This is a genomic window from Xanthomonas hortorum pv. pelargonii (assembly GCF_024499015.1).
In the GTDB taxonomy this organism is placed as follows: domain Bacteria; phylum Pseudomonadota; class Gammaproteobacteria; order Xanthomonadales; family Xanthomonadaceae; genus Xanthomonas; species Xanthomonas hortorum_B.
The window spans coordinates 2,538,599-2,562,129 of the sequence record NZ_CP098604.1 but is presented as its reverse complement, the minus strand read 5'-3'; the positions used below and the strand labels follow the sequence as shown (position 1 = coordinate 2,562,129).

Annotated in this window: 20 protein-coding genes and 2 pseudogenes; 9 read left to right on the top strand and 13 right to left on the bottom strand. The window is 62.8% G+C overall.

Annotated features, from left to right (window positions below):
• Positions 1-177: 177 nt before the first annotated feature.
• Complete coding sequence (locus tag NDY25_RS11215; RefSeq protein WP_256627951.1) at positions 178-816, bottom strand: DUF938 domain-containing protein; 639 nt, start codon at positions 814-816, stop codon at positions 178-180.
• Positions 817-1,438: 622 nt separating this feature from the next.
• Positions 1,439-2,233 carry an EcsC family protein gene (locus tag NDY25_RS11210; RefSeq protein ID WP_168959231.1) on the bottom strand — a complete coding sequence of 265 codons (795 nt, stop codon included), beginning with the start codon at positions 2,231-2,233 and terminating at the stop codon, positions 1,439-1,441.
• A gap of 171 nt (positions 2,234-2,404) precedes the next feature.
• On the opposite strand from NDY25_RS11210, the gene NDY25_RS11205 reads away from it, so the two are divergent.
• Positions 2,405-2,854, top strand: coding sequence for an SRPBCC family protein (locus tag NDY25_RS11205; protein WP_168959177.1), 450 nt, complete (start codon positions 2,405-2,407; stop codon positions 2,852-2,854).
• A gap of 42 nt (positions 2,855-2,896) precedes the next feature.
• Here NDY25_RS11205 and proP read toward each other — a convergent pair whose 3' ends face one another.
• The 5 genes from proP to NDY25_RS11180 all read right to left on the bottom strand — a co-directional run bounded on the left by proP (position 2,897) and on the right by NDY25_RS11180 (position 7,228).
• On the bottom strand, positions 2,897-4,387 hold the full coding sequence (gene proP, locus NDY25_RS11200; RefSeq protein WP_168959230.1) for a glycine betaine/L-proline transporter ProP: 1,491 nt from the start codon (positions 4,385-4,387) through the stop codon (positions 2,897-2,899).
• A 325-nt stretch (positions 4,388-4,712) separates the two neighbouring features.
• Positions 4,713-5,057: a thioredoxin family protein gene (locus NDY25_RS11195; protein WP_168959176.1), complete on the bottom strand. Its 345-nt coding sequence runs from the start codon at positions 5,055-5,057 to the stop codon at positions 4,713-4,715.
• 18 nt (positions 5,058-5,075) lie between these two features.
• Positions 5,076-5,474, bottom strand: a complete 399-nt coding sequence (locus NDY25_RS11190) for a host attachment family protein (RefSeq protein ID WP_006453262.1) — start codon at positions 5,472-5,474, stop codon at positions 5,076-5,078.
• A 102-nt stretch (positions 5,475-5,576) separates the two neighbouring features.
• Positions 5,577-6,716, bottom strand: coding sequence for an alpha/beta hydrolase (locus NDY25_RS11185; RefSeq protein ID WP_256627950.1), 1,140 nt, complete (start codon positions 6,714-6,716; stop codon positions 5,577-5,579).
• A 65-nt stretch (positions 6,717-6,781) separates the two neighbouring features.
• Positions 6,782-7,228, bottom strand: a complete 447-nt coding sequence (locus NDY25_RS11180; RefSeq protein ID WP_425510764.1) for an NUDIX hydrolase — start codon at positions 7,226-7,228, stop codon at positions 6,782-6,784.
• 242 nt (positions 7,229-7,470) lie between these two features.
• Between NDY25_RS11180 and NDY25_RS11175 the strand changes: the two genes are divergently transcribed.
• The 4 genes from NDY25_RS11175 (at position 7,471) to NDY25_RS11160 (ending at position 11,109) form a co-directional block, all read left to right on the top strand.
• Positions 7,471-8,127: an SDR family oxidoreductase gene (locus tag NDY25_RS11175; RefSeq protein ID WP_168959173.1), complete on the top strand. Its 657-nt coding sequence runs from the start codon at positions 7,471-7,473 to the stop codon at positions 8,125-8,127.
• A gap of 110 nt (positions 8,128-8,237) precedes the next feature.
• Positions 8,238-9,302, top strand: a complete 1,065-nt coding sequence (locus NDY25_RS11170; protein WP_168959172.1) for a M4 family metallopeptidase — start codon at positions 8,238-8,240, stop codon at positions 9,300-9,302.
• Positions 9,299-9,610 (top strand): protealysin inhibitor emfourin, encoded by a 312-nt coding sequence (locus NDY25_RS11165; RefSeq protein WP_115036813.1) that lies wholly within the window; start codon positions 9,299-9,301, stop codon positions 9,608-9,610. Before NDY25_RS11170 ends, NDY25_RS11165 begins: the two co-directional genes overlap by 4 nt.
• 320 nt (positions 9,611-9,930) lie before the next feature.
• Positions 9,931-11,109, top strand: coding sequence for an HDOD domain-containing protein (locus tag NDY25_RS11160; RefSeq protein ID WP_168959171.1), 1,179 nt, complete (start codon positions 9,931-9,933; stop codon positions 11,107-11,109).
• A gap of 787 nt (positions 11,110-11,896) precedes the next feature.
• Here the strand turns inward: NDY25_RS11160 and NDY25_RS11155 are convergent.
• Positions 11,897-12,880, bottom strand: a complete 984-nt coding sequence (locus NDY25_RS11155; RefSeq protein ID WP_168959170.1) for a hypothetical protein — start codon at positions 12,878-12,880, stop codon at positions 11,897-11,899.
• Positions 12,881-13,043: 163 nt separating this feature from the next.
• On the opposite strand from NDY25_RS11155, the gene NDY25_RS11150 reads away from it, so the two are divergent.
• The 4 genes from NDY25_RS11150 to NDY25_RS11135 all read left to right on the top strand — a co-directional run bounded on the left by NDY25_RS11150 (position 13,044) and on the right by NDY25_RS11135 (position 16,584).
• Positions 13,044-14,564, top strand: coding sequence for a helix-turn-helix transcriptional regulator (locus tag NDY25_RS11150; protein WP_168959169.1), 1,521 nt, complete (start codon positions 13,044-13,046; stop codon positions 14,562-14,564).
• Between the two features lie 132 nt (positions 14,565-14,696).
• Positions 14,697-14,885, top strand: coding sequence for a CsbD family protein (locus NDY25_RS11145; RefSeq protein WP_006451426.1), 189 nt, complete (start codon positions 14,697-14,699; stop codon positions 14,883-14,885).
• 358 nt (positions 14,886-15,243) lie between these two features.
• Complete coding sequence (locus NDY25_RS11140) at positions 15,244-15,528, top strand: hypothetical protein (protein WP_168959168.1); 285 nt, start codon at positions 15,244-15,246, stop codon at positions 15,526-15,528.
• Between the two features lie 21 nt (positions 15,529-15,549).
• Positions 15,550-16,584, top strand: a complete 1,035-nt coding sequence (locus NDY25_RS11135) for a serine hydrolase domain-containing protein (RefSeq protein WP_168959167.1) — start codon at positions 15,550-15,552, stop codon at positions 16,582-16,584.
• An 817-nt stretch (positions 16,585-17,401) separates the two neighbouring features.
• Here NDY25_RS11135 and NDY25_RS11130 read toward each other — a convergent pair.
• From NDY25_RS11130 to NDY25_RS11115, 5 genes and pseudogenes are all read right to left on the bottom strand, one after another.
• Positions 17,402-17,824, bottom strand: coding sequence for a hypothetical protein (locus NDY25_RS11130; RefSeq protein ID WP_256628028.1), 423 nt, complete (start codon positions 17,822-17,824; stop codon positions 17,402-17,404).
• A 15-nt stretch (positions 17,825-17,839) separates the two neighbouring features.
• A pseudogene (locus NDY25_RS23165) lies at positions 17,840-18,010 on the bottom strand (type III secretion system effector XopAI); the annotation flags it as partial.
• Between the two features lie 256 nt (positions 18,011-18,266).
• Positions 18,267-20,354: pseudogene (gene xopAA, locus NDY25_RS11125) on the bottom strand (type III secretion system effector XopAA).
• A 592-nt stretch (positions 20,355-20,946) separates the two neighbouring features.
• Positions 20,947-21,417, bottom strand: a complete 471-nt coding sequence (locus NDY25_RS11120) for a hypothetical protein (RefSeq protein ID WP_256627949.1) — start codon at positions 21,415-21,417, stop codon at positions 20,947-20,949.
• Between the two features lie 983 nt (positions 21,418-22,400).
• Complete coding sequence (locus tag NDY25_RS11115; RefSeq protein ID WP_168959163.1) at positions 22,401-23,438, bottom strand: hypothetical protein; 1,038 nt, start codon at positions 23,436-23,438, stop codon at positions 22,401-22,403.
• Positions 23,439-23,531 lie beyond the last annotated feature (93 nt).

The window sequence follows — 23,531 nt, the reverse complement described above, 5'->3', positions numbered from 1 at the left end:
CGGCTGATCTGCGGCCTGGCTGCAGGGTCCTTGCCCGCCCACCATCGCGGGACACGCTGCAAGTACGTCCTTGTAAGCTCTTACGCGGCATCCATGCCGCGTAAGGTCCCGCGACGGTGCGCGGGCAAGGACCAGTCGGGAATGTCGGTGTGCATGCTTTTCAAAAAAGCAACCGACTTACGCTCGCCGCCACACCCGACATACATTATTTGCCGGCAATGCCACATCGTCGATCAATTGCAATCCAACCGAAGCCGCCAGCGCATCCACCGCCTCTGCATCGCGGATCCCCGAGGCCGCATCGCGCTCGCGCAACATCGCATCGAATGCGCGATTGCTGTCGCTGGTGAATTGTCCATCACGATTAAACGGCCCGTAGATCACTAGTACCGCCTGCGGCGCCATCACTGTGGGCAATCCCGCGAACAACGCCTGCACTTGCGGCCAGCCCATGATATGCAAGGTATTGGCGCTATATACAGCGTCATAGCCGGCAGGCTCGCCTGCCTGCACCGGCGGCAACGGCGGTGCCGGTGCCAGACCAGGCGTCGGCGTCAGCACCGCCTGCAACGGAATCGGTGGCGGCGTATTTGGCAATGCAGCCTCGTCCAGCCACTGCGTCATGCCCGGCAAATGATCGGGATGATCGCTCGCCTGCCAACGCAGCCACGGCATCGCCGCCGCAAAATGCACCGCGTGCTGCCCGGTGCCTGCACCGATCTCCAACACATGACGACGGTCGGCAAAGTGCCGCTGCAATACCGCAAGAATCGGGTCACGATTGCGCGCGGACGCTGGCGAAAAAGGTTTGCTCATGGACGAGGTCCGACATAGGCGAAAGTGATTGTGACGTGTCGCAGTGGCATCGTGCATCCAAAGCTCTGCTGGCAAGCGATCAACGCGCAGATCAGCGGGAATGACCGACGGAGCAACACAAGACTTGGAGGTCAGTGAACTACTACGTCCAAAAAGTAAGTGAGCGCAGTCGGCTTTGTAGTTCCCATCAGCACACAGCCAAATGAGCAGGTGCGATGCGCTCACCGGTTGCGGGACCGTGTGGCGGCATGGATGCCGCCACCGAGCCTACAGGGACGTACTTGCGGCGTGTCCCGCAAGCGGTGAGCGCATCGCGCCCTCGACTCACTAAGCTTTTAACTGCATCAAACCACGCTACGACTCGAAATCTCAGTTGTCTTGGTGTGATTGGGCAGTGCTGATAGATCAGTCGTAGAGTGGCTGATCTGCGGCCTGGTTGCAGGGCCCTTGCCCGCCCACCATCGCAGGACACGCTGCAAGTACGTCCCTGTAAGCTCTTACGCGGCATCCATGCCGCGTAAGGTCCCGCGACGGTGGGCGGGCAAGGACCAGTCGAAATGGTCGGTGCGCAGGTGAGAGCAGTACATGCCGCGCGAGCGTCCTATGAGGTGCTATCTGAATCTCAACGCGGTGCAGGCAATGCGTCATACGCACGCCGCACGGCCTCTTCTCCAAAGCGCCGCTCCAATCGACGCACGATGAAATGCCCGCGTGCCATCGCCTGGAAGTGGCGCATGAACACGGTATTGAGCGTTGCGCCACTTACGGCACCTACCAGCGGCACCGCCTGCACGGCGAGTTTTTCGCCCACGTTGACCGAGAACTTGGCCGCAACGCGCGAGACCAACGACACCAGTGCGGGCGCACCCTTGCTGGCGAACCCATGTGCGGCCACGTAATGCGCGGCGGCGCTGAGTTGCTGCGCCATCGCCGCGCGCACGGCGAAATAGCCGGATTCGGCACCATCGTCGCTGACGCTGCGCCCGCCATGCGCCAGCACTTCCAGACAGGCCAGCGCCGTTTCCGGATCGTGCAGCGATTCGCCTTCCGAGCGTGCAATATCGGCGATGGAGCGCAGCATCACCGTGGTGGTGACCGGCAGCTCCACCAGCAGCCCGGGCAATCCGAAAAATCCGCCTGCACCGCCCGCGACAGCCACCACCATGGTGTGCCGCGCGGTGGAGGCGGGTCGCTGCGTATCGGCCTGGCCGCGCAAGCTGAGCAATGCCGATTTCATTGCCACCTGCAATGCGCGGCGAGTGACCCCATCGATGCTGCGGGTCAGCATTTTCGGTAGCCGCTTGGTGATCAGACTTTCGATCGGCGCGCCCAGCGCGTTGGCAAGTTGCGCTGCCACACCGGGGTTTTCCAACAGCGCGTGCGCCGTGGCCAGATCGCGTTGCGCGGCAACGTCCATCACTGGTATCGGAAGCGTCGTCATGCCTGTTCTTCGTCGTTAGGGGTCCGCCCCGATGGTACCCAGCGCCATGTGAGCGTTAGACGAGCGAACTGTGCAGTGCCAAGACAATCCTGCAATTGGCCTACAAAATGCGCGATCATCGGGATCTACGCTGCGAATGCCCACCCGATGAATCGTGAGATCCGCCACAGCATCGTCATTGCCGCCGCGCCGGAAGTGGTTTCCGCTGCGCTGTCCGAGCCAATGCAGCTGGCCCGCTGGTGGACGCGCGAAGTGAGCCTGGTCAACGACCGGGTGCGGCTGGACTGGAGCCGTCAGGGCTGGCGGGTGGAGTTGAGCATCGACGACGGCGCCGACCATCGGCTGGTGTGCTGGCGTTGCCACGACTCCAACATGCTCGATTCGGATGCATGGAAAGGCACCGTGATGCGCTTCGAGCTGCACTCCACCAGCCAGGGCACGCAGGTGGAGTTCGTCCAGTCCGGTTATCGCGAATCGCCATGCAAGGAGGCATGCGCGCGCGGCTGGCGCTTCTTCCTGGGCAGCAGCCTCAAACGCTATGTGGAAACCGGCGAAGGCATGCCCTCGGCCGACATGCTTGCGCCCAACGTGCACTGAGCCCAATGCGCATCACGCGCATCCACGCCGCGCCGAGCCCGCTTACGCCGTGCGCGGCTGGCCCATGGAGGGCACGGGACGCAGTGGCAGCTGTGCATCCACCGTCACCGGGCTATCGGCCTGCAACAGCGCGCGTGCTTCGGCATCGGTGGCCACGGCCGGCGGTGAGCCACGCAACGGCAAGCCGGCGGTTTCGCGTACGAACAACATGGTCACCAACCCGATCGCAGCCGCGCCCATCAGGTAGTACGCCGGCACCAGCGGGTCGCCGGTGCGCTCCACTAGCCAGGCGGTGACCAATGGCGTGGTACCGCCGAACAACGACACCGAGACGTTGAAGCCGATCGACAGCGCGCTGTAGCGCACCGGTGTGTAGAACAGCGCCGGCAACGTGGAGGGCATCGAACTGGTGAAGCACACCAGCGCCAGGCCGAGCAGCATCAGCCCGGCGAAGATCAGCCCATCGTGGCCGCTGCCGATCAGCAGCAGGCACGGGATCGCCAACACGAACAAGGCAATGCAGGCACCGATGATCATCGGGCGGCGGCCCAGCTTGTCGCTGAACAGGCCGCCGACGATGTTGAGCGGCATCATCACCAGCATCACCAGAATAATCAGCAACAGTCCCTTGCTCTCGGCATAGCCCATGGTGACGCTGAGGTAGCTGGGCATGTAGGTCAGCAACATGTAGTCGGTAACGTTGAACACCAGCACCAGCCCAACGCACTTGAGCAACTGCGGCCAATGCAGGCGCAGCAGCGTGAGCAGGCCTTGCCCTGCGGTTTGCCGTTCGCGCTGTTCCGATTGCGCGGTATAGGCACGAAACGCCGGGGTTTCTTCCAGTTTCATGCGCATGTACAGGCCCAGCAACCCCAACGGGCCGGCGACCAGAAACGGGATGCGCCAGCCCCAATCGAGCATCTGCGCCTGGTTCAAGGCCATGTGCAATGCGGTCACCGTGGCGGCACCGGCGATGTAACCGCCCAGCGTGCCGAATTCCAGCCAGCTGCCCATCAAGCCGCGATTGCGGTCGGTGGCATATTCGGCAATGAAGGTCGCTGCCCCGCCGTATTCGCCCCCGGTGGAAAAACCTTGCAGCAGCCGCGCCAACAGCAGCAACACCGGCGCCCACACGCCGATGGTCGCGTGGGACGGAATCAAGCCGATGCTGAAGGTGCCCAGCGCCATCAGGATCATGGTGGCCGCCAGCACTTTCTGCCGCCCGTAGCGGTCGCCGAGCGGGCCGAACACCAGCCCGCCGATCGGCCGCACCAAAAACGCGACGGTGAACGTGGCAAAGGTCGCAATCAACTGCGCGGTAGGATTGCTCGCGGGGAAGAACACCTGCCCCAGCGTCACCGCCAGATAGCCGTACACGCCGAAGTCGAACCACTCCATCGCATTGCCCAGTGCGGCCGCACCCACGGCCTTGCGCAGCATCGGGCGGTCGACCACGGTGACTTCGTCCAGTTGCAGTTGGCGGCGGCGCTTGAACCAACCGAAGTGCGAGGCAATCGCGCGCGTGTCGTGCATATGTTTGGTCTCCATGTGCGGCCATCGCTGCCCACTCGCCCTGGCAACGCACAGGACACAGCACATCGCGCGCGCATGGCAAACGCACATGCAGGGGATGACACCGGAGGCATTCCCGGACGGCCGCGAAAACTCAGCGACGCTGCGGGACAGACGACCAAGGGGTGGGCAAGTGCCCAGGGGCTTGATCAGCCGCACATGTTACTACAGCGTGCAGATCGCTGCAGGCGCGAGGGCGGAGCTTTGCCAAAACGCCCTGTTTTCAAGGCGTTTCAGCGCATACAGCGACAGCCGCGCCCACCTTGCAGTGAGCGCAGCAGTTTTGTCAGCCGCTCTGAATCGCAGGCTCACCCAGCACTGCCAACAACGGCAGTAAATCCTCGCGCGTCTGCGGGCGCACTGCGCGCGCGAGTTCTTCGCCATCGCGCAGCAGGATCATGGTTGGCCATAACTTCACGCGAAAAGAGCGGCCAAGCGGCCGCCCTTTTCCATCTTCGAACTTGCGGTAATCCACCGCCTCGAAACCACCCAGCAGTTTTTGCAATAGCGGCTGGGCGGCCATGCAGTGACCGCACCAATCGGTGCCGAATTCCAGCACCTGCAGCCCGGCATGTGCATCCACCTCGCTGCGCTCGGGTGCGTGCGTGGCGTACTCGCGAACAAACCCCATCGCGCGCGTGCTCCGCTATCAGGACAGCGCGCGCTGGATGTCTTCCAGCGGCAGATTGGTGAGGTCTTTGGCCAGATCGCCCACCAGGCGCTGCTGTGTTTCCTTGTGCAGCAACGGGCGCACGCGGCCCAACGTGGTCGGGTCGGCCACCAGCACCAGATGCGTGTATTCGTGCTTCAGCGCGCCATCGTTCAAGGCATGCGACAACTGCTTGGCGAAGGTCATTTCGTCCAGATCCGCGTTGCTCAGATCCTGCGGCGCCTTGCCGGCCGGGCCGTCGTCATCGACGTTCTGCACATCGGTGCGCGCGTGCTGACGCAGCACCACCTTGGCTTCGTTGCCGGTGTTGGTGAACCAACGTGCTTCGCCGCCATCGGCCACAACCACCAGTGCACCCTGAGGAATTTGCAGACTCATCCGACTCTCCTGATCAATGTCGGCACTGCAAGTGCAGTACCGGTGCATCTCAACCTAGGCGAGAAGATGTAAGCGCGGTGCCTAGTCGATGTCAGCGTGGCGTTAGTGTGGCGCGGCCAATGCCGGTGGTGGCAGGCCCAGATGCTTGCTGAAGAAGCGTGCAGTGACCCGCAGCGCCTGCTGGCTTTCCGGCAGTGTCTCGGTGAGGTGGAAACCGTGGCCCAGCCCGTCCCAGACGTGCAAGTCCGATTCGCGACCCAGATCCACCAGCCGCGCATGCGTATAGGCCGTGGCGCTCAGCTCGGCCGCACGCGTGGCGGTGAGAAACAAGGTCGGCGGAAACTGGCGCAGCACCGCATCGGAGAACACCGGCGACACCAGCGGGTCGCGGAAGTCCACGTTCTCGCCGTAATACAGGTCTTCCATGATCGGCAGCGCCCCGGCCTTGTCCGGCAGCAAGGCATCGTTCACCGCGGCGACCACCACACGCGAATCGCCGCGATAACGCGCATCGCCAGCGGCGCAGAACATGCCTGCCGCCGCCGGCATCGGCAGGCGCTCCTTGGCAAACCATGCCAGCGACTCGCCGGTGAGCACACCGCCGGCCGAGCAGCCGAAGATGCCGATACGCTCCGGTGCGTAGGTCTTCTTGAGCGCGGCGCGATACACCGTCGCCACATCTTCGCTGGCTGCCGGGAAGCGATGCTCCGGACCCATTCGGTAGTCCACCGCAACCACGCTCATGCCGGTCATCGCCGCGATCGGGATGGCTTCCATCAGGCCGAACGAGGCAGCGCTACCCATCACGAATCCGCCGCCATGCAGCTCGATCAGCAAACGCTTTGCCTGTTCGGGTGTGCGCGTGCGTGGCTCCACCCGCAACACCGGCACGCCGTTCCAGGTCTCGGGCGTGATCTCCACCGCGTAGCGCGTGCGCAGCTGCGCGATCACCCCTTTGGCCCAGCGTTCGGTGTCGGCGCGGATGCTGGGCAATTGCGTCAGCAGAGTGGCGTTGTCGGCCTTGGCCAACGGATCGACGCGCGCGACCTCTGCAGCCACATGCGCACGTGCCTCCGGGCTCAGATACTCAGAGACCGGCAGCGCGAATGCACTCACATGCCGGATGCCGTCCTGTGCGGTTGCAGCAGCGGGTTGTGCCGTCTCTGCCGCTGCCGCGTATGCAATGCCTACGCTGCCGATCAGCAGCAAAACAACCGTTCGTGTCCAGCAATGTTGTGCCATGCGTTGCCCTCCCAGGCAGTCAGCCGGCGAGGATAACGCCAGACAGGTGCGATGACCTGCCGCACTCAGCCTGTAGAGGCCGGCAGGCCTTGCGCGTGCAGATGCTGCAATGCCTGCACCGTGGAGGTGGTCAGCGGCGATGGCAGTGCGTCCAGCGCGAACCAACCGATAGCGAGGATTGCCTCAGGCTCGCGCCGCACGGCGTGTTCGCTGCCTTGGATGGCGGCCAGATACACCGGCGCGACCCAATGCTCCGGTGGCGTCAGATCCGGCTCGAAGTAGCTGACGATGCACAGCACGCGTTGCAGGTGCACATGCAGGCCGGTTTCTTCCAGCACTTCGCGCACCACGGCGTTTTCGACGGTTTCCATCCAGTCCACTTTGCCACCTGGCAAGCCCCAATGGCCTTGCTCCGGCGCACGCCCGCGTTGCACCAGCAGCAAGTGGCCATCGGCACGGCGGATGAAGGCGCCACATCCAACGCGTGGACGCAAATCAGGGGAGGTGGTCATCGGCATTTCGCACACACAGGGGCCGCATAGTGTCCCAGATGCGATCACTGCGGTCATTGCGCCTTGTGCATTTTTAGCGCTGTCTCGATGGCTGCCGATGCATTGCACGCAGCAGGCAACGCGAGTTGGATGGATGCCAAAGATCGATGCGCGTATGCCGCTGCGATAACACCGCCTTAGCACCGCATTAGCGAGGATGGTGGCATTCCGCGCCCTTGCGGTGCGCCGTGTTGGAGTGGTGGATGTCTCGTATCGTGTTGATTGGCGGCCATGGCAAGGTCGCGCGTTTGCTTACTCCGCTATTGGTGCGCGGTGGGCATCAAGTGACTGCGTTGTTCCGCAATCCCGAGCACACCGACGATGTGATTGCCGATGGCGCCACGCCGTTGCTGTTCGACATCGAACACGCCGATACCGATGCGATTGCCGCTGCGTTCTCCGCCCACGATGCGGTGGTGTGGTCGGCCGGCGCCGGCGGTGGCGATGCAGCGCGCACCTATGCGGTGGATCGCGATGCGGCAATCCGTTCGATGCATGCCGCCGAACAGGCGCGCGTGCGCCGTTACGTGATGGTGTCCTATCTCGGTGCCGGCCTGGAACACGGCATCGGGCCGGACGATGGCTTCTTCGCCTACGCGCAGGCCAAGGCCGCCGCCGATGCACATCTGCGCGATACCACGCTGGACTGGACCGTGCTGGGGCCGGGACGACTGACCCAGGAGGCGCCAACGGGCCGCATCACCCGCGACCCGGGCGGCGATGCCGACGGTGGCGTCTCGCGCGGCAACGTGGCGCAGGTGATCGCGGCGGCATTGGCAACACCGGCCACCATCGGCAAGACTGTCGGCTTCATCGATGGGCAGACGCCGATCCAGCAGGCATTGGCGCAGCTGGAATGAACGCCAGACCTATCGCAACACGCCACAGGCGTGTGATCCGGGCCGGCCTAACGTTTTCCTAAACCAGGCCTGGGCATAGTCGCGAGCGCATCCCACTGTGGAGACCGCTTATGTCTGCGTCCGTCGCCCCGCGTCGTGCCGGCATTCTGCCGCCGTATTTGCTGGACCATGTGGCGCAGGCGGCGCCCGAGCATGCACGCCATTGCGCGCAGCTGTCCCGCCACATCACCGCGTTCTTGCGGCAGCAGCGTGCGCGGGGCCTGCTCGCACGCGCAGAGGCGCTCGTCGCGGATGCCGCACCGGCCACGCAAGCGGTGCAGCGGCGTATTTACGATGCGCAACAAGGCACCGCATTACCCGGCACCCTGGTGCGCGACGAAGGCGCTGCAGCCACCGACGATGTGGCAGTGACCGAGGCGTATGACTATCTCGGTGCCACGCATGATTTCTTCCAGACGGTGTACGGGCGCAACTCGATCGATGGCGCGGGCATGCCGTTGATCGGCAGCGTGCATTACGAGCGCGGCTACGACAACGCGTTTTGGGATGGCGAGCAGATGGTGTTCGGCGATGGCGACGGCGAGGTCTTCAACCGCTTCACCATCGCCATCGATGTGGTCGGCCATGAGCTCACGCACGGCGTCACCGAGCGCAGCGCCAACCTGATTTATCAGGGGCAATCGGGTGCATTGAACGAATCGGTCTCGGATGTGTTCGGAGTGCTGATCAAGCAGTACACATTGCGCCAGAGCGCAAGCGAGGCCGACTGGATCATCGGCGCAGGTTTATTGATGCCCGGCATCAACGGTGTGGGCCTGCGCTCGATGCAGGCGCCCGGCACCGCGTACGATGACACTGCACTGGGCAAAGATCCGCAACCGGCCACCATGGCCGGCTACGTCAACACGCAGGAGGACGATGGCGGCGTGCATTACAACTCCGGCATTCCCAATCATGCGTTCTATCGCGCTGCGGTGGCGATCGGCGGCGCTGCGTGGGAGACAACCGGCCGCATCTGGTACCGCACGCTCACCGGTGGCGAGTTAGCTGCGGGTGCGGATTTCGCCACCTTTGCCGCGCTCACTGTCACTGTCGCCAGCGCCGATTACGGCGCCACCAGTGTGGAGACACTCGCCGTGCAACAGGCCTGGCGCGACGTGGGCGTGCTGGCGTGAGTCCACAGCGGCCGCCGGTAGAGTTGGGCGTGACCCTGCGGCTTGCACGCGAGGGCGGCGTGGCCGCGTTCCCGGCCATGCGCCGCGAGCGGCAACTGGTGATGGATGAACTGGACGATGCACAGCGCCTGCACCTGCGCACCTTGCTGGACCAATGCCTGGTGCATGCACTGCCGCGCCCGCAGGCCGGTGGCGGCGACCGACGCTATTTCAGCATCGCCTGGGACGGTGCCAGCGAACCGTTGCGCATTCCCGAAGAACATGCCCCGGCCGAAATCGTGCGGCTGTGGAAGCAGGGCACGCTGTAGCGCGGCTGTGCCGCGATGACGGTGCCCGCTAACCAGCGCGCGTGTCCATCACCACACACAAACGAAGACACCGCGCAGTGCGCGGTGTCTTCGTGAAAGATGGTCCAACTGCGGATGCCTGCACCCTTTAAGCTGCCTAGATGCTCTAGGGCTGCACAGCTGGTGACGCATAGTGGTCCCCGCTGCGTTAGCGTGACGTGCAGCGCAGCGGTCAATCTGAAGACACGCCATGCATCGCTGCACTGCAGCAGCTCCTTGCGCCCACGTTGCCGCCGCGACCGGCTTCGCGGATAGTCGCAGCACTACTCAGACAAATTCCCATGACGCCCGTGATTGTGTTGCTGCTTGCTGCCGGACTCCTTGCCGGCTTGGTACTCGCCGGTGTCATTGCCTGGCTGCTGCTGCGCCATCGTGCCCAAACGATCAGCGCAGCTGCCGCGCCTGCCGCGGCTATCGCACCCACTCCGCACGCCGCGCCAGCGGTCACGCCGGAGCTGGCGCCTGTGCGCGAGCAGACGCAAGCGCACACGCAGGCGCACACCGCTCCTGCACCGCAGCCATTGCCGTCCGGGCCGCCACCGATGCGCCCGTTGCTGCGGCGCATGTACGCCGCGGTGATGTCCACCCCGTCGCTGGCCGATGGCAGCCTGCCGGTCGATCCCGCGCAGGCCGATGTGCTGGCGGCGGTGGCCAGCGCGCTCGAACACGTGGACCTGCGGCCGCAGCTGTTGCCGCGCCGCCCGCAGCTGTTGCCGCAGCTGATGCGTGCGGTCAACGACCCGGATGCCTCCGGCCGCGGCATCGCCGCGATCATCGCGCAGGACCCGGCGCTGGCCGCCAACCTGTTGCGCATCGCCAACAGCGCCCTGTATCGCCCGCAAGGCGGCCCGCTGGAAAGCCTGGAACGGGCGGTGGTGCATATCGGTACCGAGGGTGTGCGCCAGATCGTTGCCGCTGCGGTCATGCAGCCAGTGCTGAGCCTGGATGGCGGCCTGTACTCGCGCCTGCCGGCGGCGGTGTGGGATTACGCCCTGCGCACCGCCACCGCTGCGGCCGCCTACATGCGCGAGCGCGGCGGCGACACCTTGTCGGCGCAGCTGGCCGGCCTGCTGCAGGGCCTGGGCGCGGTGGTAATCCTGCGTGTGTTGCGCGACACCTACGCCGAACGCCCGGCGCTGCCCTACAGCCTGGAAGTGGCCGCCGCCCTGGTAGAACGCCACACCGCCACGGTGGCCAAGACCATCGCCACCGCCTGGGAGCTGCCGGCCTCGCTGAGCACCGCGCTGGACGAGCAGCGCCCCGAACACGACACCACCCTGCTGGCCACCTCGCTCGGCATGGCGCTGCGTTACGGCCGGCTGGCCGCCGCGCTGGCCATGCTCGCCCGCCACGGCGCCGAGCATCAAGACCACGCGCTGAGCGTGCTGGCCACGTTGGAACCGGACAACGAGGCCAACGCCGCGCTGTGGCAGCGGCTGGTAGCGTCCAGCGTGGAGTGAGGGGTTACGCAACGCGTCTGAAACACGCGTACAGCGCAGCGATCGATACACGCTCCTGCGCAGGTATCGCGAAGGGACTATCAGCGTGCATGCGGATCCATCGCGTCCATGCAAGCGCCCTCGGTGAACCAAGCAGTCGCGTAAAACTGGCAGGCGTCATGTGGGGGCTCGGCTTGTGCGCGGTGCCGCATCCAGTGTCGGGACACGCCGTGAATCCGTCCGTGGAGGCTCAGTGGTGGCATCCATGCCGCCACATGGTCCCAACACCGGATACGACACCGCGCCCCCACTTTTCGCGGCTGCTGATAGGCAAGCAATGCCGTCGCTTTTCCATCAGCCACCGACAACATCCGAAGGTGCTTGCACGCGTACCGGCGTGGGACCTTACGCGGCATGGATGCCGCGTAAGAGCCTACACGGACGTACTTGCGGCGTGTCCCACGCCGGTACGCGTGCAAGCGCCCGCAGCAGACCGAAGCACTCGCACAAAACCGGCAGACCTAGTGTCAACGCAAACCGCAAAAAATAGCACACAGAAAGTCGAGTAATCAACCCACTTCCAAGCCCAGAAGACACAGCGGCAAACACGCAATATCTCCACGCAAAAAAACACCGGACCATCCCTAGATGGCCCGGTGGAGAGCGAGTCTTGGCATCCTTCGCCGAGAAGGGGTTACCCCGTTTGCTTGCTCAGTGTCACTCCTAACTCGGCGCACCTTGGGACCAAGGACGCCTTGCAGCAGGCGACGGTTCCCCAACCGTCAACCTGACACTTCGACAAGAAAGCTCACACCCCCACAACCGGGTCGATCACAACAGGATCGGTACGGCGACCGGCACGCCCGGCGGCAAACGCAATGCCCGCGCCCAGGATCAGCAACACCAAGGTGCTCCAGGCCGCGCGCGAGATACCGCGTGCGGCGACATCGCCGGCCTCGCGCGCCTTCTGCTCGGCGGTGCGCTTGAGCGCTTCGTACTGCGCCACGGCCTTCTGGTAGCTCTGCGCATAGTTGTCGGCAATCTGCTCGGCTTCTGCGCGCGATTTACCGGTGCGCGCCACGATCAGGTTGATCAACGCATCGCGGTCGGCCGCATCGATGGCCGGCTTGGCCTGCGCACGCACACGGTCGAACCACGCGGCCAGTTCGTCCGAAGCGGCCTGCGGGGTCTGCGCCGCATCGGTGGCGGTGGCCTTGCCGTCTTCGCCCGCGGTCGCTGCCTGATCCTTCAGACGCTCAGGATCGAGTTCGGCCTTGCCGGTCTGGCGCAGTACCGTGTCCAGCTGGCCGCGCAGGTCACCCCAATCCAGCGCGATGCCCTGCTTCTTCAATTCATCCTGCACCCCATTGCCCAACGCTGGCGCCGCAGCGGCGATGCCCTGGCCGGTCAGCGACAAGCCCTTGCCGACCACGCCCGACACCGCGCCTACCGCGTTGCTGGCCAGCGCCGCCACCAACCAGGTGGTGATCAGCGAAGTGACCGCCCAGCTCAACAGACCGTGCAGCCCGCCGCGTACCGTAGCCAGGCGGCCGGCGACGAACGCGCCTACGCCGATCGAGATCAACGTGCTCAACGCCAGCCAGATACCCGCACCGGTGCCCAGCCCGCTGACCGGGTTGGCTTCACGCAGCGGGTCGATGGTGGAAGCGCCGATCGCGGTGCCCAACACGCTCAGCGTCAGATAGGTCACCAGCGCGAAGGTGCAGCCGGCGAGCACGGCGCCCCACGACATCCTGGGGGCAAGAGTGGACTGGCGAACGACCTGTGCCATGGGAATGCCTCACAACGGTAGAAATGGGCGCTCAGTGTGTAAGGCGTGCCGCGCCCATGCCTGAGCCGAATGCACCAGTGCGGCTAGTGCATTCGCGTCAGGCAGCGGCTACCGTGTGCCGCCACCCTTGGTTTCCATTGCCGTTGTTACCCGAGGTCACCCCATGTCGTCAGCGAGTGAAACCGCGCCGCCCAGCAGCCCGCCGCAGTCCACCAACCGCCGCCAGCTGCAGCAGATCATCACCGGGCTGAGCGAAGGCGTGATTCTGGTCGAGCCGAATCAGTCCATCACCTGGGCCAACGAGGCCGCGCTGGCCATGCATGGCGCAAGCGTGCTGGAAGACCTGGGCGCCACGGTGAGCGAATACCGCGAGCGCTTCCAGCTGCGCTATCGCAACAACCATCGCCTGAGCGCCGGCAATTACCCCATCGACCGCGTCATCGCCGGCGAAGTCTTCAACGATGTGGTGGTGGAAGTGGTGCGCGCCGGCACCGACGAACAATGGGTGCACCGCGTGCGCAGCCTGGTGCTGACCGATGCACAAGGCGCGCCGGATTGCCTGGTGCTGATCGTCGCCGACGCCAGCGACTGGGCCAGCGCCGAGCAACGCTTCGAACGCACCTTCAATGCCAACCCGGCGCCTGCGGTGATCTGCCGGCTTGCCGATCAGCGCTACATCAAGGTCAATCAGGGCTTTGTGGAAATGACCGGCTACACGCGCGAAGCGGTGGTGGGCAAGAGCGTGTTCGAGGTGGATGTGCTGGAACTGGCCGACCGCCGCGAACTGGCGCTGGAGCGCCTCAACGAGGGCACCACCATCCCGCAGATGCAGGCCGAACTCAGCCTGCCCGACGGCACCACCAAGATGGTGGTGGTGGCCGGCCAGCCGATCGAAATCGGCGAAGAAGCCTGCATGCTGTTCACCTTCATGGACCTGGAGCCGCGGCGTCGCGCCGAGGTGGCCTTGCGGCAAAGCGAAGAACGCTTCGCCAAGGCCTTCCGCATTACTCCGGTGCCGACGCTGATCTGCAATGCCGACACCTTGCAGATAGTGGAAATCAACGACGCGGTGGCGCAGACCACCCAGTACGCCAGCGAAGACATCATCGGCAAACCCATCGAAGAGATCGGCCTGTTTCCCACTCGCCAGGCGTATCAGCAGTTCTGCCACGCGCTGCAGCAAAGCGGCAGCATGCTCAATATGGAATACGCCATCGCGCGCAAGGATGGCGAGCAGCTCGATTGCCTGATCTCTGCCGAAACGGTCAGCATCCACGGCGTGCCGTGTTACCTGTTGTCGCTGATGGACATCACCGACCGCAAACGTACCGAGATGGAATTGGTCGCCGCCATCGAAGAAGTGATGCAGGACGCCTCCTGGTTCAGCCAGACCCTGTTGGAAAAGCTGGCCAATGTGCGCCGCGCCAATCGCCCCAGCCAGGCGCAGAGCTGCGGCATCGCCGAACTCACCGGACGCGAGCGTGACGTGTTGGGCTTGCTCGCCGAAGGCCTGGCCGACAAGGAAATCGCACAGCAACTCAGCGTTGCGCCCAATACCGTGCGCAACCACGTGGCCGCGCTGTATTCCAAGATCGACGTGCACAGCCGCGGCGAAGCCATCGTGTGGGCACGCGAGCGCGGCTTTGCCGGCCGCAGCGCCAAAAAGCCAGCGCGCAAGGCCTGAGCGGCACAAGCTGGGCCGGATGCACTAGCCGCCCTGGTGCATCCGCATGTGGGCGGGCACCGCGCGGGCCGACACCATGCTCACACCGGCCCGCACAGACTAAGCCGGTTCCCCAACTACGAGAAACGTCCCATGGATAAGAACCGTATCGAAGGTACCGCCAAGCAGGTCAAGGGCTCGGTCAAGGAAGCCATCGGCCGCGTCACCGGCGACAAGAGCACCGAGCTGGAAGGCGCCGCCGAAAAGAATATCGGCAAGGTGCAGAGCAAGGCCGGCGAAGTGGCCGACAAGGTGCGTGACGCGTCCAAGTCGACCAAGTAACTCCGTTGGCCGGAGCAAGGGTTGGCTGTTTTGCGTAGTCCACTACTTTGCAAACGGCGCTACCGAGTTTTAGCGATAGATCGCACCAACGCCCCGACTTGATCGGGGCGTTGGCGTTTGTGGAGGTTGGATAAAGTGCAGCACTCCTCCGTCATTGCTGCGCGGAAGTAAATCTTGCAATCGTCTGCGTTGGCTAGCACTGCTGCTTTCCACTGCATGACGCAGCAGTGACGTCCCGCCAGAAATAAGCGACGTCGGTGAGATAGACACGGCCACCTGGACGCCCGAAAGCATTCACACAAACTGCTGGACTTGCGTCATCAGCACTGTCGCTTTGTACTCAGCCCCACTTCCTGTGATGATCGGCGAGCCGACATGGCTGCAACGACAGGCTGATTGGATGACGCGTTTCAAGCTGCTCGCCGCCGTTTTTCTTCTCTGGACTGCCGAGGGCTGGAGCATGCAGCCCTCGCCAATCGAGACACCCCAACAAATCTTCAATCGCTGGCTATCTGCGTTCAACCGGGGCAATCAGCAAGAGTTGCAGGAGGTCATCGCCGCGTACAAGATCGACCGCAACGCGCAGCGCGATACCGACCTGCATGCCTCCATGGGCAACTTCAACGTGCTGACTGTGAGATGAAGCAGCCCCAAGAAAGTCGAAATGATCGTACAGGTGCAGCCGAGCGAACGTGCGCTGTTGGTGACCGTTGAGCTGGACCAGACCGACCCCTCGGATGTGCACGTTTTCCAGATCGAAGGCGTGGAAATGCCGCCCGAATTCCGGCCCAAACGTGTGCAGATTCCCACTCTTGCAAAAATGACAAAGCAACGGCTGGATGCTTTGGTCGCCGCAGACACATTGTCCGGCGCACTATTGGTGGCCAAGGACGGCAAGGTACTCCTGCAATGGCAAGGCGGATTGGCAAATCGATCAGCCGTGCTGGCAGTTACCCCGGAAACACAGTTCAGACTTGCATCGTTGAACAAAATGTTCACCGCCGTGGCCGTGTTGCAGTTGGTGGATGCCGGCAAGCTGTCGCTTGATGGCACCATCAACGACTATCTGCCTGATTATCCCGACCAAGCCATCGCCCGTTCCATTACGCTGCGGCAACTGCTCAATCATACCAGTGGGCTCGGCGAGATCTTCGGTGACGAGTTCAGTAGCTATTCGCAGACCTTGAAAACGCATGCCGATTACATCAAACGGTTCGGCGCCACTCCGCCAGAGCAGGCGCCAGGCAGTCAGGATGGCTATTCCAACTATGGCTACGTCGTGCTTGGCGCGATCATCGAAGCGGTCAGCGGCCAGTCCTACTACGACTATGTCGATCAGCACATCTACCGCATCGCCGGCATGACATCGACAGGGTCAGAGCCGGAGTCAAAATCAGTCGCAAGCCGCGCCCTTGCATATGCCAAACAAGGTGGTGCCTGGCAGGTGGAAACTGCATCGCTTCCATGGCGCGGAACGGCAGCCGGTGGTGGCTACAGCACGGTGGGCGACATGCTCAAGTTCAGTGAAGCACTGCGCACGGGCAAGCTTCTGTCTCCCGCATTACTGGAAGCGGCCACCTCGCCACAAAATCACAAGCACTGGTACGGATATGGTTTCATGGTCAGTGGCCAAGGCGAAGCGAAGCAGTACGGGCACGAAGTACATACAGCCAAGCAAGTGGACGCTGACACTAAATAAACTGGACGAAGCTATCAGCCAAACTGGACGGCGGCGTCATTTAGGCTGGACGGTTGTGACTTGCAAAGTCAGCGCAGCCAGGCAACTCGCACAGCACCGGCTGGCCTGCTGCTGGTCAGAAGCAGCGCTTATAGAGCGCCCAGCGCCGCCTGCGGGAGGAGTGCGCGGCAGCGTACTGCTAGCGAGGGATTCTCACGGAGCCTATGGGCGATCGCCGGCAGCCGTTGGTGACTTGGTCGTAGATCTGTACGGCGGTGGCCCTCGCCGCTCTTAGTGCGCGTTGCCTGCGCCAGGGACGTACGGCTGCTGTCATGGCGCAGCGCTGCGACTGGAACAAAGTGACCGCAACTGACAGGCAAGCGCATTGCCTGTCAGCAGCGCGCTTGGCCTGTGAGCTGAGAACCCCTTGTCGAGCCGTCCGTTTGCCGTTTCGCGTGGCAGATGATTCTTCAGCAGCCTGTTGCTGCGAAGTTCAGTTCGCTCGAATACCATCCACACCGCCCACATCCGTACTTCTGGTAAATCCTTCTCCAGGGCGATTCAGGATGCCTACGTGATCTGGTTTTGATAAATCTTCAGGCGGGGATGCGTCCCAACCTCCTCAATGTGATTTACCAAGAAGCGGGTACCCGGAGGGAAGAGAACTTCCTGCTCATTCGGGTGCTCTGAAAACATGGAGATGCGCTTCCCATTTACTGAATTGCTTTCCCACTCGACTGACATTCCTAGCCAGGATGCTTCCTTGGTTTCGGAGGTGGCAAAAATCGACGATCCGTGGTTTCGCGTCCCTTCTGGTAGCGCTCGGCCACCCATTTCGTCAACTGATCTTCACCGGTAAAGACAGTCCCTCGATATGAATATTCTTCGGGAAGGGAGTGCAGTGCCGAAATGATGCATTTTGCAAAAGCAAGGCCATGTGCAGTAGGGGCTCACATTCCTCCAAAACATTCTGTACCACTTGGTAAGCGTCATCCGCTGTCCATGCCTGCAGCGCCACAAGATCCTCGGTTGCCATGTGTTCGAGTTCTGGGTGAATCCTCTGCATCTCTGCCATTCTTTGCTTCATTTCATTCCACCGCTGCTGCCTTTGTTGGCGGGATTTTTCGCTCGGTAGAGTTATGAACGCAGTCTTGAACTGCTTCCGCTCTTCATGTGTGGTTCGGAACTGCGGCCCATCGTGTTGGATCCGCTGCCAAAGTCGCTTTTTTTGCTTTACCAGATCGCTGGTGTTCAACTCCACCAGGGGACTTAATGGACGACGGCTCGAGCTCGCTCTGGGAGACCCGAGTGACGCCAAGCCATACAGGCCGGCTGACATGGGCGCCTCGGGAGATGAAGGCGTAGAGGGCGTGGCCTGCTCTGTGCCGTGGGCTGAATAATGCTCAGGTGAGCCTGCCACGCTCGGCTTTGAAACGCATAGACCCATGTTGATCTCCTACAGTGATTGTCGGAGCAAGTTTGGCGAGAAGCTCTCCGATTCGCGCTGGCTCACCGAAGTCATAGCTGGGACGACGAAGCATTGACGCGCGGGATTCTCGAGCCTCTATAAAGGCTTGGCAAGGATTCGCGTACAAAACAACCAAAAGTGAGCTAACTCGCTTTCAGTAAAGGTTTCTTACACGAATCCCTACCGACCCTCCCGCTCAGGAATCCCGCCCGACCCCATACGCGTGCAGGGCTGCTTATTCCGACTGAGGCGCCGGCTGCATGGGCAGCTGCGCCGGTGCGTCGACCCAGGGGTCGTCCCTACCCGCCGTCCCCTCCGATTCGCCTCCCCATTCGTCGCGCGCGTCGTGCCACTCGTCGCCGATCTGCTCAAGCGTGCCGACCAGGGTGCGTTCGGCGGACGCCCGCTGTGAGGGGCTGAAGAACAGCGGCTCATGCGGCACACCCGCCATCTCGACCCCGGCTACGTCGTGCACATCCGTTGCAGCCGGCGAGCGGTGCCCGGCGACCAGTTCGAAACCCAAGGCCATCGCGCTCCGGCCGAGTCGGATCGCCTGCTGTTGGCCCCAGCCGAGCGCTCCGCTCGTCGCCATGAGGCCCTTGGACAGGACGTCGCCGGCCACCCGGCCGAAGAGCAGGTAGGCCGCCGTGTAGCCGACGGTCCCGGCTATGAAGCCCGATGGGTTGGCCCTGGGTCGTCCATGTAGCTGCTCATCACAGCGGCTACGGAGAAGGGCAGGCCGATCGTCATACCGCCGACGGTGTCGCTCACGCTGTCGTTCATCCCCGCGTGCGTGACGTGCGGGCTCAGCGCTTCACGGAGCAGGAACGTCGACGAGACGACCGCATCGGCGATGAAGTCAGGTAGGGCCAAGCCCGTTGTTGCGCATCAGGGCGATGTTTGATCCGAGGACGGCGAAGGCTACGGTCGCCAGCGCGAGCTTTCCCTTCAGGTCGGGGTTGTTTGCGAACGATGCGTCCAGGGTCCGGCGCACCGCCTCTAGGGGGCCTGGTGGGTTATCGCTTGCGGCGACCGGGCTCTCCTGCCGCGTCCCGGTCGCTACGAGCCGCTCAAGGCCCGTCACGATTCTGGACAGGTCCTGCTTGAAGAAGGTGAGCTGCCGATCCATGTGCGGCGTGATCCGCCGGTCCTGCTGGAATTCGCCGACGGAGCGGTTGACGTTGTTCAGACCCGCGCGCAGATCGCCCACGACTCCCTCAATGGCGTCCCTGAAGCCGTCGGGAAGATCACGCCTGCGGTTGAAGGCGCCGTTGAAGCGCAGCCGCATCGAGTCCATCAGGTCCTGCCCCAGCCGCAGGCCGAACATCATCGTCCCTTGCGCCACCGCCGCGCCGGCGACGAAGCCGGCGTTGCGCTGCAGCGGCGAGGCCTTGGCGTAGAAGGTGGGTACGGCATAGACCAGCGAGATGAAGAAGACGAGGCTGTGCCGGTTGATGGCGTGCTTCATGAACAGCTTGGCGTCCGTTGTCGGGCGTCGCATAAGCGAGACCAGTTGTATCGCCGTGTAAGTGTAGGAAGCAATGTTGAACGCAGCGTAGGTGCCAGTCTTCTGGGTAAACAGTGTGGCGAGCGGCAAGGGGTACAGCAGAAGGGTCAGCGCTCCCTGATATATCCGCTTTGCGGCACTCGCGTCGTGCTGCAAGGTGTGGATGTCGGTCTCTAAGCTGGTCATGACCGGCTCGAGATAGCGCCGGGCCTCGGCCAGGAACTCCGCCTCCTCTGGCGTCGACGCCTGCTTGTCCAGGTGCGACCGCAGTTCATCGACCTTCTCGCCCATGGCGGCCAGCAGCGTCTTCGGCTCTCGACATCCGGGCTCGGTGACCAGTTCGTTACGCAGCTTGCCCACGAACTCGCTGTCATCGAACTGCCGAAGCTCCTGGACGACCGACAGGTTGCCCAGGAAGGCGGCGATCCGCGACGAGCAATCGCGCATGAGCAACCCGCTCTCGACGTCCCTCGCTTCGCCGGGATTGGCCAGGCGCGGCTGGCTCGCCCCGGAACGGGCCGGTTGCGGAAGCGCATCCGGGACGCCTTCATCGTCCCCGGCTTGCACAATGGCCGGTATGATTTCGGGCCTCGAAGGCCGCTGCCTGGATATCGACAGCAGGTCCGCGAGGCACATCGTGGTTTCCGAAGCCGGTCTCGGGCACGCGCGTGCTTGCGTGCCGTCCGTGGGCAACAGAGTGCCGCTGCCGTGTCCCGCTTCGATCTCGATGCTGCGGTCGGCGGGTGACGATCCGTCGCCCGCAACCGGGTCGTGCGGATGCGCGTTAGGGCCAGGGCTTGCGGTTTTGATTTGCATGATGGAGTCCTTGCGAGGAAGAAGGCGTCGAGCGCGCTCGCGTGCGAATCGGCGTCGCGTGTCGGCGGTGGTTCAGCCTGAAGCCGGCGTCTGCGCTCAGGGCTCGGCGGAGGCTGCCGACACGGCGGGACGCGAGCATTGGGCCAAACATTCCGGGATGGCGGAAGTGTCCGCCGCGGCGGGGCGGCGAGCGCGGACGATGGCGACGCGCCCGCAGCTGATCCGCGATTGGAAGGCCGCATTGAACCGCTTTACGATCCAGTTCGAGGGGCGGATCCCTCCGCTGTAACCAAAATCCGGTTACACAAAAAATCTGCTCACGCTCGGCTAGAGGCGACCACGTATCGACTGGAGCGGCCGGGGACGCACAAGTCAGCGCGCCATGCCCATCAGGGACCAAACCATGACAGTCGCCCAGGTATTCTTGCCGGCCGCCAAAACCCTCATGGCCGGACCGTCCTGCCCATTGCCAATTGGGTGAGACCTGCGGTTCGGGAGAAGCGGCGTGACGCGGAGGGAAGTAAAGCATCGCGCAGTCATTGAGGATGTAGATGCCCTCGTGCATGCTGGCCTAGCATGGCAGATGCAGCGATCACATATTTCGTTTCGCGTACTCTTGCTCATACCGACCAAAATGACCGGTAGCCAATGAATTTGCCACTGCATCGTCCTCCGACCGGGTACTAGGCTCGATATGCCCCTGGGCTGTAACCATGCACTGCCATGCGTTGGGGTTGTCGAGACCAACCCGACGCAGCGTTTCGTGCGCTTCCATATAATAAGCCTGAACGTTGCGAGTTGAGTTGTATTCAACCTTTTCAAAGCTTTCCGCGAATTCGCGGGGGGAAAGCTGGGCGATGTCTGCATTGCGCTCGCATTCTTCGAATGCGCGATCCAGCGAAGCGTTGCTCAATTCAAAGGCAAGAACGCCCATTGCAATGGTGGGGTCGCGCGCCATCATCTCTCCCAGCACCACTACCCGCTGTTGCCTATGGAAATACGCTGTGGACACTTCGGGATCAACGCGAATCCCTACCTTGCCTTCCTTCTGGACGGTCTCCATGGTCTGCCGGAACGTTGGGAATCCGCGAATATCAGGAAAAGATCCTTGATAGCCTGCTCGAGTCGCGGGTCCTTACCATCGTGTTGCAAGGTAGTGGTGGTGAGGTGCACCCACTCTTGCGCCCGTTTTTGGAGTGCCTGATGGTGCGAAGAAGCTGCGCCAGTGTCAAAGCTGGCATAAGGGTTCCAGGCGGGCTGAGACCACATATCGGCAGGAGCGATCGGATACTCGCCGGTCGATACGCCCTGCCACTCATGGGCTGAGTCATGCAAGTTGCCCTGGTATTCTGACCAACCGCTAAAACCTTCATGGCCGGACCATCCTGCCCCTTGCCAACTGGGTGAGCCCTGCGGTTCGAGAGAAGCGGAGCGACGCGGTGGGGAAGGTAAAGCCTCGCGCAGTGCACTGGTCGAAGAAGAAGGCGAATCCCTGCGCGATGGCGACGGCGACTCAGATGGCGTGGCCTGCTCTGTGGTGGGGTTGCATAACGCGCAGGTGACCCTGCCACGCTCGGCTTTGAATTGCATAGTCCCATGTCGATCTTCTGCAGTGACTGTAGAAGCAAGTTTGCCCGGGGGAGCGCACCGACTCGTTTCGCCTCACCGAAGTTCTGGCTGGGACGACGAAGGCATTGACGCGGAGGATGACCCATAACTTCCCCAACAGGCTGAGCATCAGCCTCCTGGCGTTGCACTGCTGCGATGGTCTTTTCCTGTTCGCCAACGGAGTGCAGTGGCCGCAGCTGTTCCCGAGGGCCGGCAGGAATTCTTGAAATAATCCTTTTCTGACAAAAATTTAGCTTACTTTTTGCTTTTTTTATACGGATCCCTGCCGACCCTCGATCGGCTTGTATTACATCTCGATGTAATCGAACACTTCGGTGCGAAGTCTTGGAGCAGAGGGGTTCAATACCCGATTGCACGGGCGCTTACGAGAAGGCCGATTGAGGCCGTGAGGAGTGTTCATGTCAAAGCGAAGGAAGTTCAGGCGCCCGAAGCGGCAATTCGATCTCTCACCTCATCCGGCATCAGGCGCTCGCGCCTGCCGGCGTGAAGCGTCCTCAGTCCCCACTCCCATGCAATGTCTTGCTCTGCGACCCATCGCCTGGCGTTCTCGCTGGATTGTTCGACCGGCTGAGTCAGCCGAAAGCGTGGTCCGAGCCCAAAGAACAGATCGAAACCAAAATCAATCGTCAGCAACCGACGCAGCTGCCGGGTATGCCCGCCCGGGAGATAGCCATCCCATCCAGCGTCCTCTAGCTGCAGTACGACGCGGGAGAAGCAGAAAGCCTGCCTCTGCATGATCCTTGGATGCAGATCAAACGCAAGCTCCTTGTCTTCTGCCAACGGAAAAATGAAGCAGATGAAGTAGGCGAACAGCTCCTCTGCGATCTCCCACAGCGGACCCTCAATCGTGGCCAGGAACAGGCTGGCGTGCAGCGAACGCCCGAGTTCAAAAGCCCGCCCTTGATTTCCTGCTTCATGCGCTTCTCGAAGCAATACGACGAGCGCGGCTAGGCTATCCAGGCCCGCTTGTCCCTCCAGGCGTCGAGTCACTTGGCGCGTTGCTTTACGCCGCACATAGCGCCCGCGCTCCAACGCCTGCTGATCGAAGATCGCCATCTGGATCCCGGGTCCCAACCGCTTTAGCAGCGTGTCGGCACTTACCCCAACAGGGCGGGAGATGTCCAGCGCGTCCCAAGCTGCTGCCATGAGGATTTCACTGGAGCCTGCCATGGCTGCTTCTGTGGTGCGGAGAGTTTCGGCGCCGGGGACGTGCTTACCCAGGGCGTACTTGGCCCACAAATTGTGATGGTGCTCGCCCTTGAGGTAGGTGCCGGGCTGCAAAACCTGACCCAGGCGATAGGCCGTCGGACGGCCCATACGCGCCCGCAGCCCCTCGAACCATAAGCCAACCTTCAGCACGTTCAAGGCCTTCTCAGCGGAACGGTTTGCGTTCGATTCGGCTAAGCGAACTACCGCTTTTACCCGGCCAAGTTTGTAGTCCTTGATCTGTATCAATGGCTTATCGACTCATTGCGGTGCAATTTAGAGTAACGCGGAAGCCCTCAGTTTCCTTCTGGGCGACTATCGGTGCAATCGTTACGCTAGCGG

Bases quoted from the DNA above. Each gene is read 5' to 3' on its own strand.
- NDY25_RS11140 (WP_168959168.1), top strand. From the start codon at position 15,244: ATGATCGGCGAGCCGACATGGCTGCAACGACAGGCTGATTGGATGACG.
- NDY25_RS11170 (WP_168959172.1), top strand. From the start codon at position 8,238: ATGTCTGCGTCCGTCGCCCCGCGTCGTGCCGGCATTCTGCCGCCGTAT.
- proP (WP_168959230.1), bottom strand. From the start codon at position 4,387: ATGCACGACACGCGCGCGATTGCCTCGCACTTCGGTTGGTTCAAGCGC.
- NDY25_RS11190 (WP_006453262.1), bottom strand. From the start codon at position 5,474: ATGAGTCTGCAAATTCCTCAGGGTGCACTGGTGGTTGTGGCCGATGGC.
- NDY25_RS11145 (WP_006451426.1), top strand. From the start codon at position 14,697: ATGGATAAGAACCGTATCGAAGGTACCGCCAAGCAGGTCAAGGGCTCG.
- NDY25_RS11135 (WP_168959167.1), top strand. From the start codon at position 15,550: ATGATCGTACAGGTGCAGCCGAGCGAACGTGCGCTGTTGGTGACCGTT.
- NDY25_RS11195 (WP_168959176.1), bottom strand. From the start codon at position 5,057: ATGGGGTTTGTTCGCGAGTACGCCACGCACGCACCCGAGCGCAGCGAG.
- NDY25_RS11180 (WP_425510764.1), bottom strand. From the start codon at position 7,228: ATGACCACCTCCCCTGATTTGCGTCCACGCGTTGGATGTGGCGCCTTC.
- NDY25_RS11205 (WP_168959177.1), top strand. From the start codon at position 2,405: ATGAATCGTGAGATCCGCCACAGCATCGTCATTGCCGCCGCGCCGGAA.
- NDY25_RS11155 (WP_168959170.1), bottom strand. From the start codon at position 12,880: ATGGCACAGGTCGTTCGCCAGTCCACTCTTGCCCCCAGGATGTCGTGG.
- NDY25_RS11185 (WP_256627950.1), bottom strand. From the start codon at position 6,716: ATGGCACAACATTGCTGGACACGAACGGTTGTTTTGCTGCTGATCGGC.
- NDY25_RS11160 (WP_168959171.1), top strand. From the start codon at position 9,931: ATGACGCCCGTGATTGTGTTGCTGCTTGCTGCCGGACTCCTTGCCGGC.
- NDY25_RS11215 (WP_256627951.1), bottom strand. From the start codon at position 816: ATGAGCAAACCTTTTTCGCCAGCGTCCGCGCGCAATCGTGACCCGATT.
- NDY25_RS11175 (WP_168959173.1), top strand. From the start codon at position 7,471: ATGTCTCGTATCGTGTTGATTGGCGGCCATGGCAAGGTCGCGCGTTTG.
- NDY25_RS11150 (WP_168959169.1), top strand. From the start codon at position 13,044: ATGTCGTCAGCGAGTGAAACCGCGCCGCCCAGCAGCCCGCCGCAGTCC.
- NDY25_RS11120 (WP_256627949.1), bottom strand. From the start codon at position 21,417: ATGGAGACCGTCCAGAAGGAAGGCAAGGTAGGGATTCGCGTTGATCCC.
- NDY25_RS11210 (WP_168959231.1), bottom strand. From the start codon at position 2,233: ATGGACGTTGCCGCGCAACGCGATCTGGCCACGGCGCACGCGCTGTTG.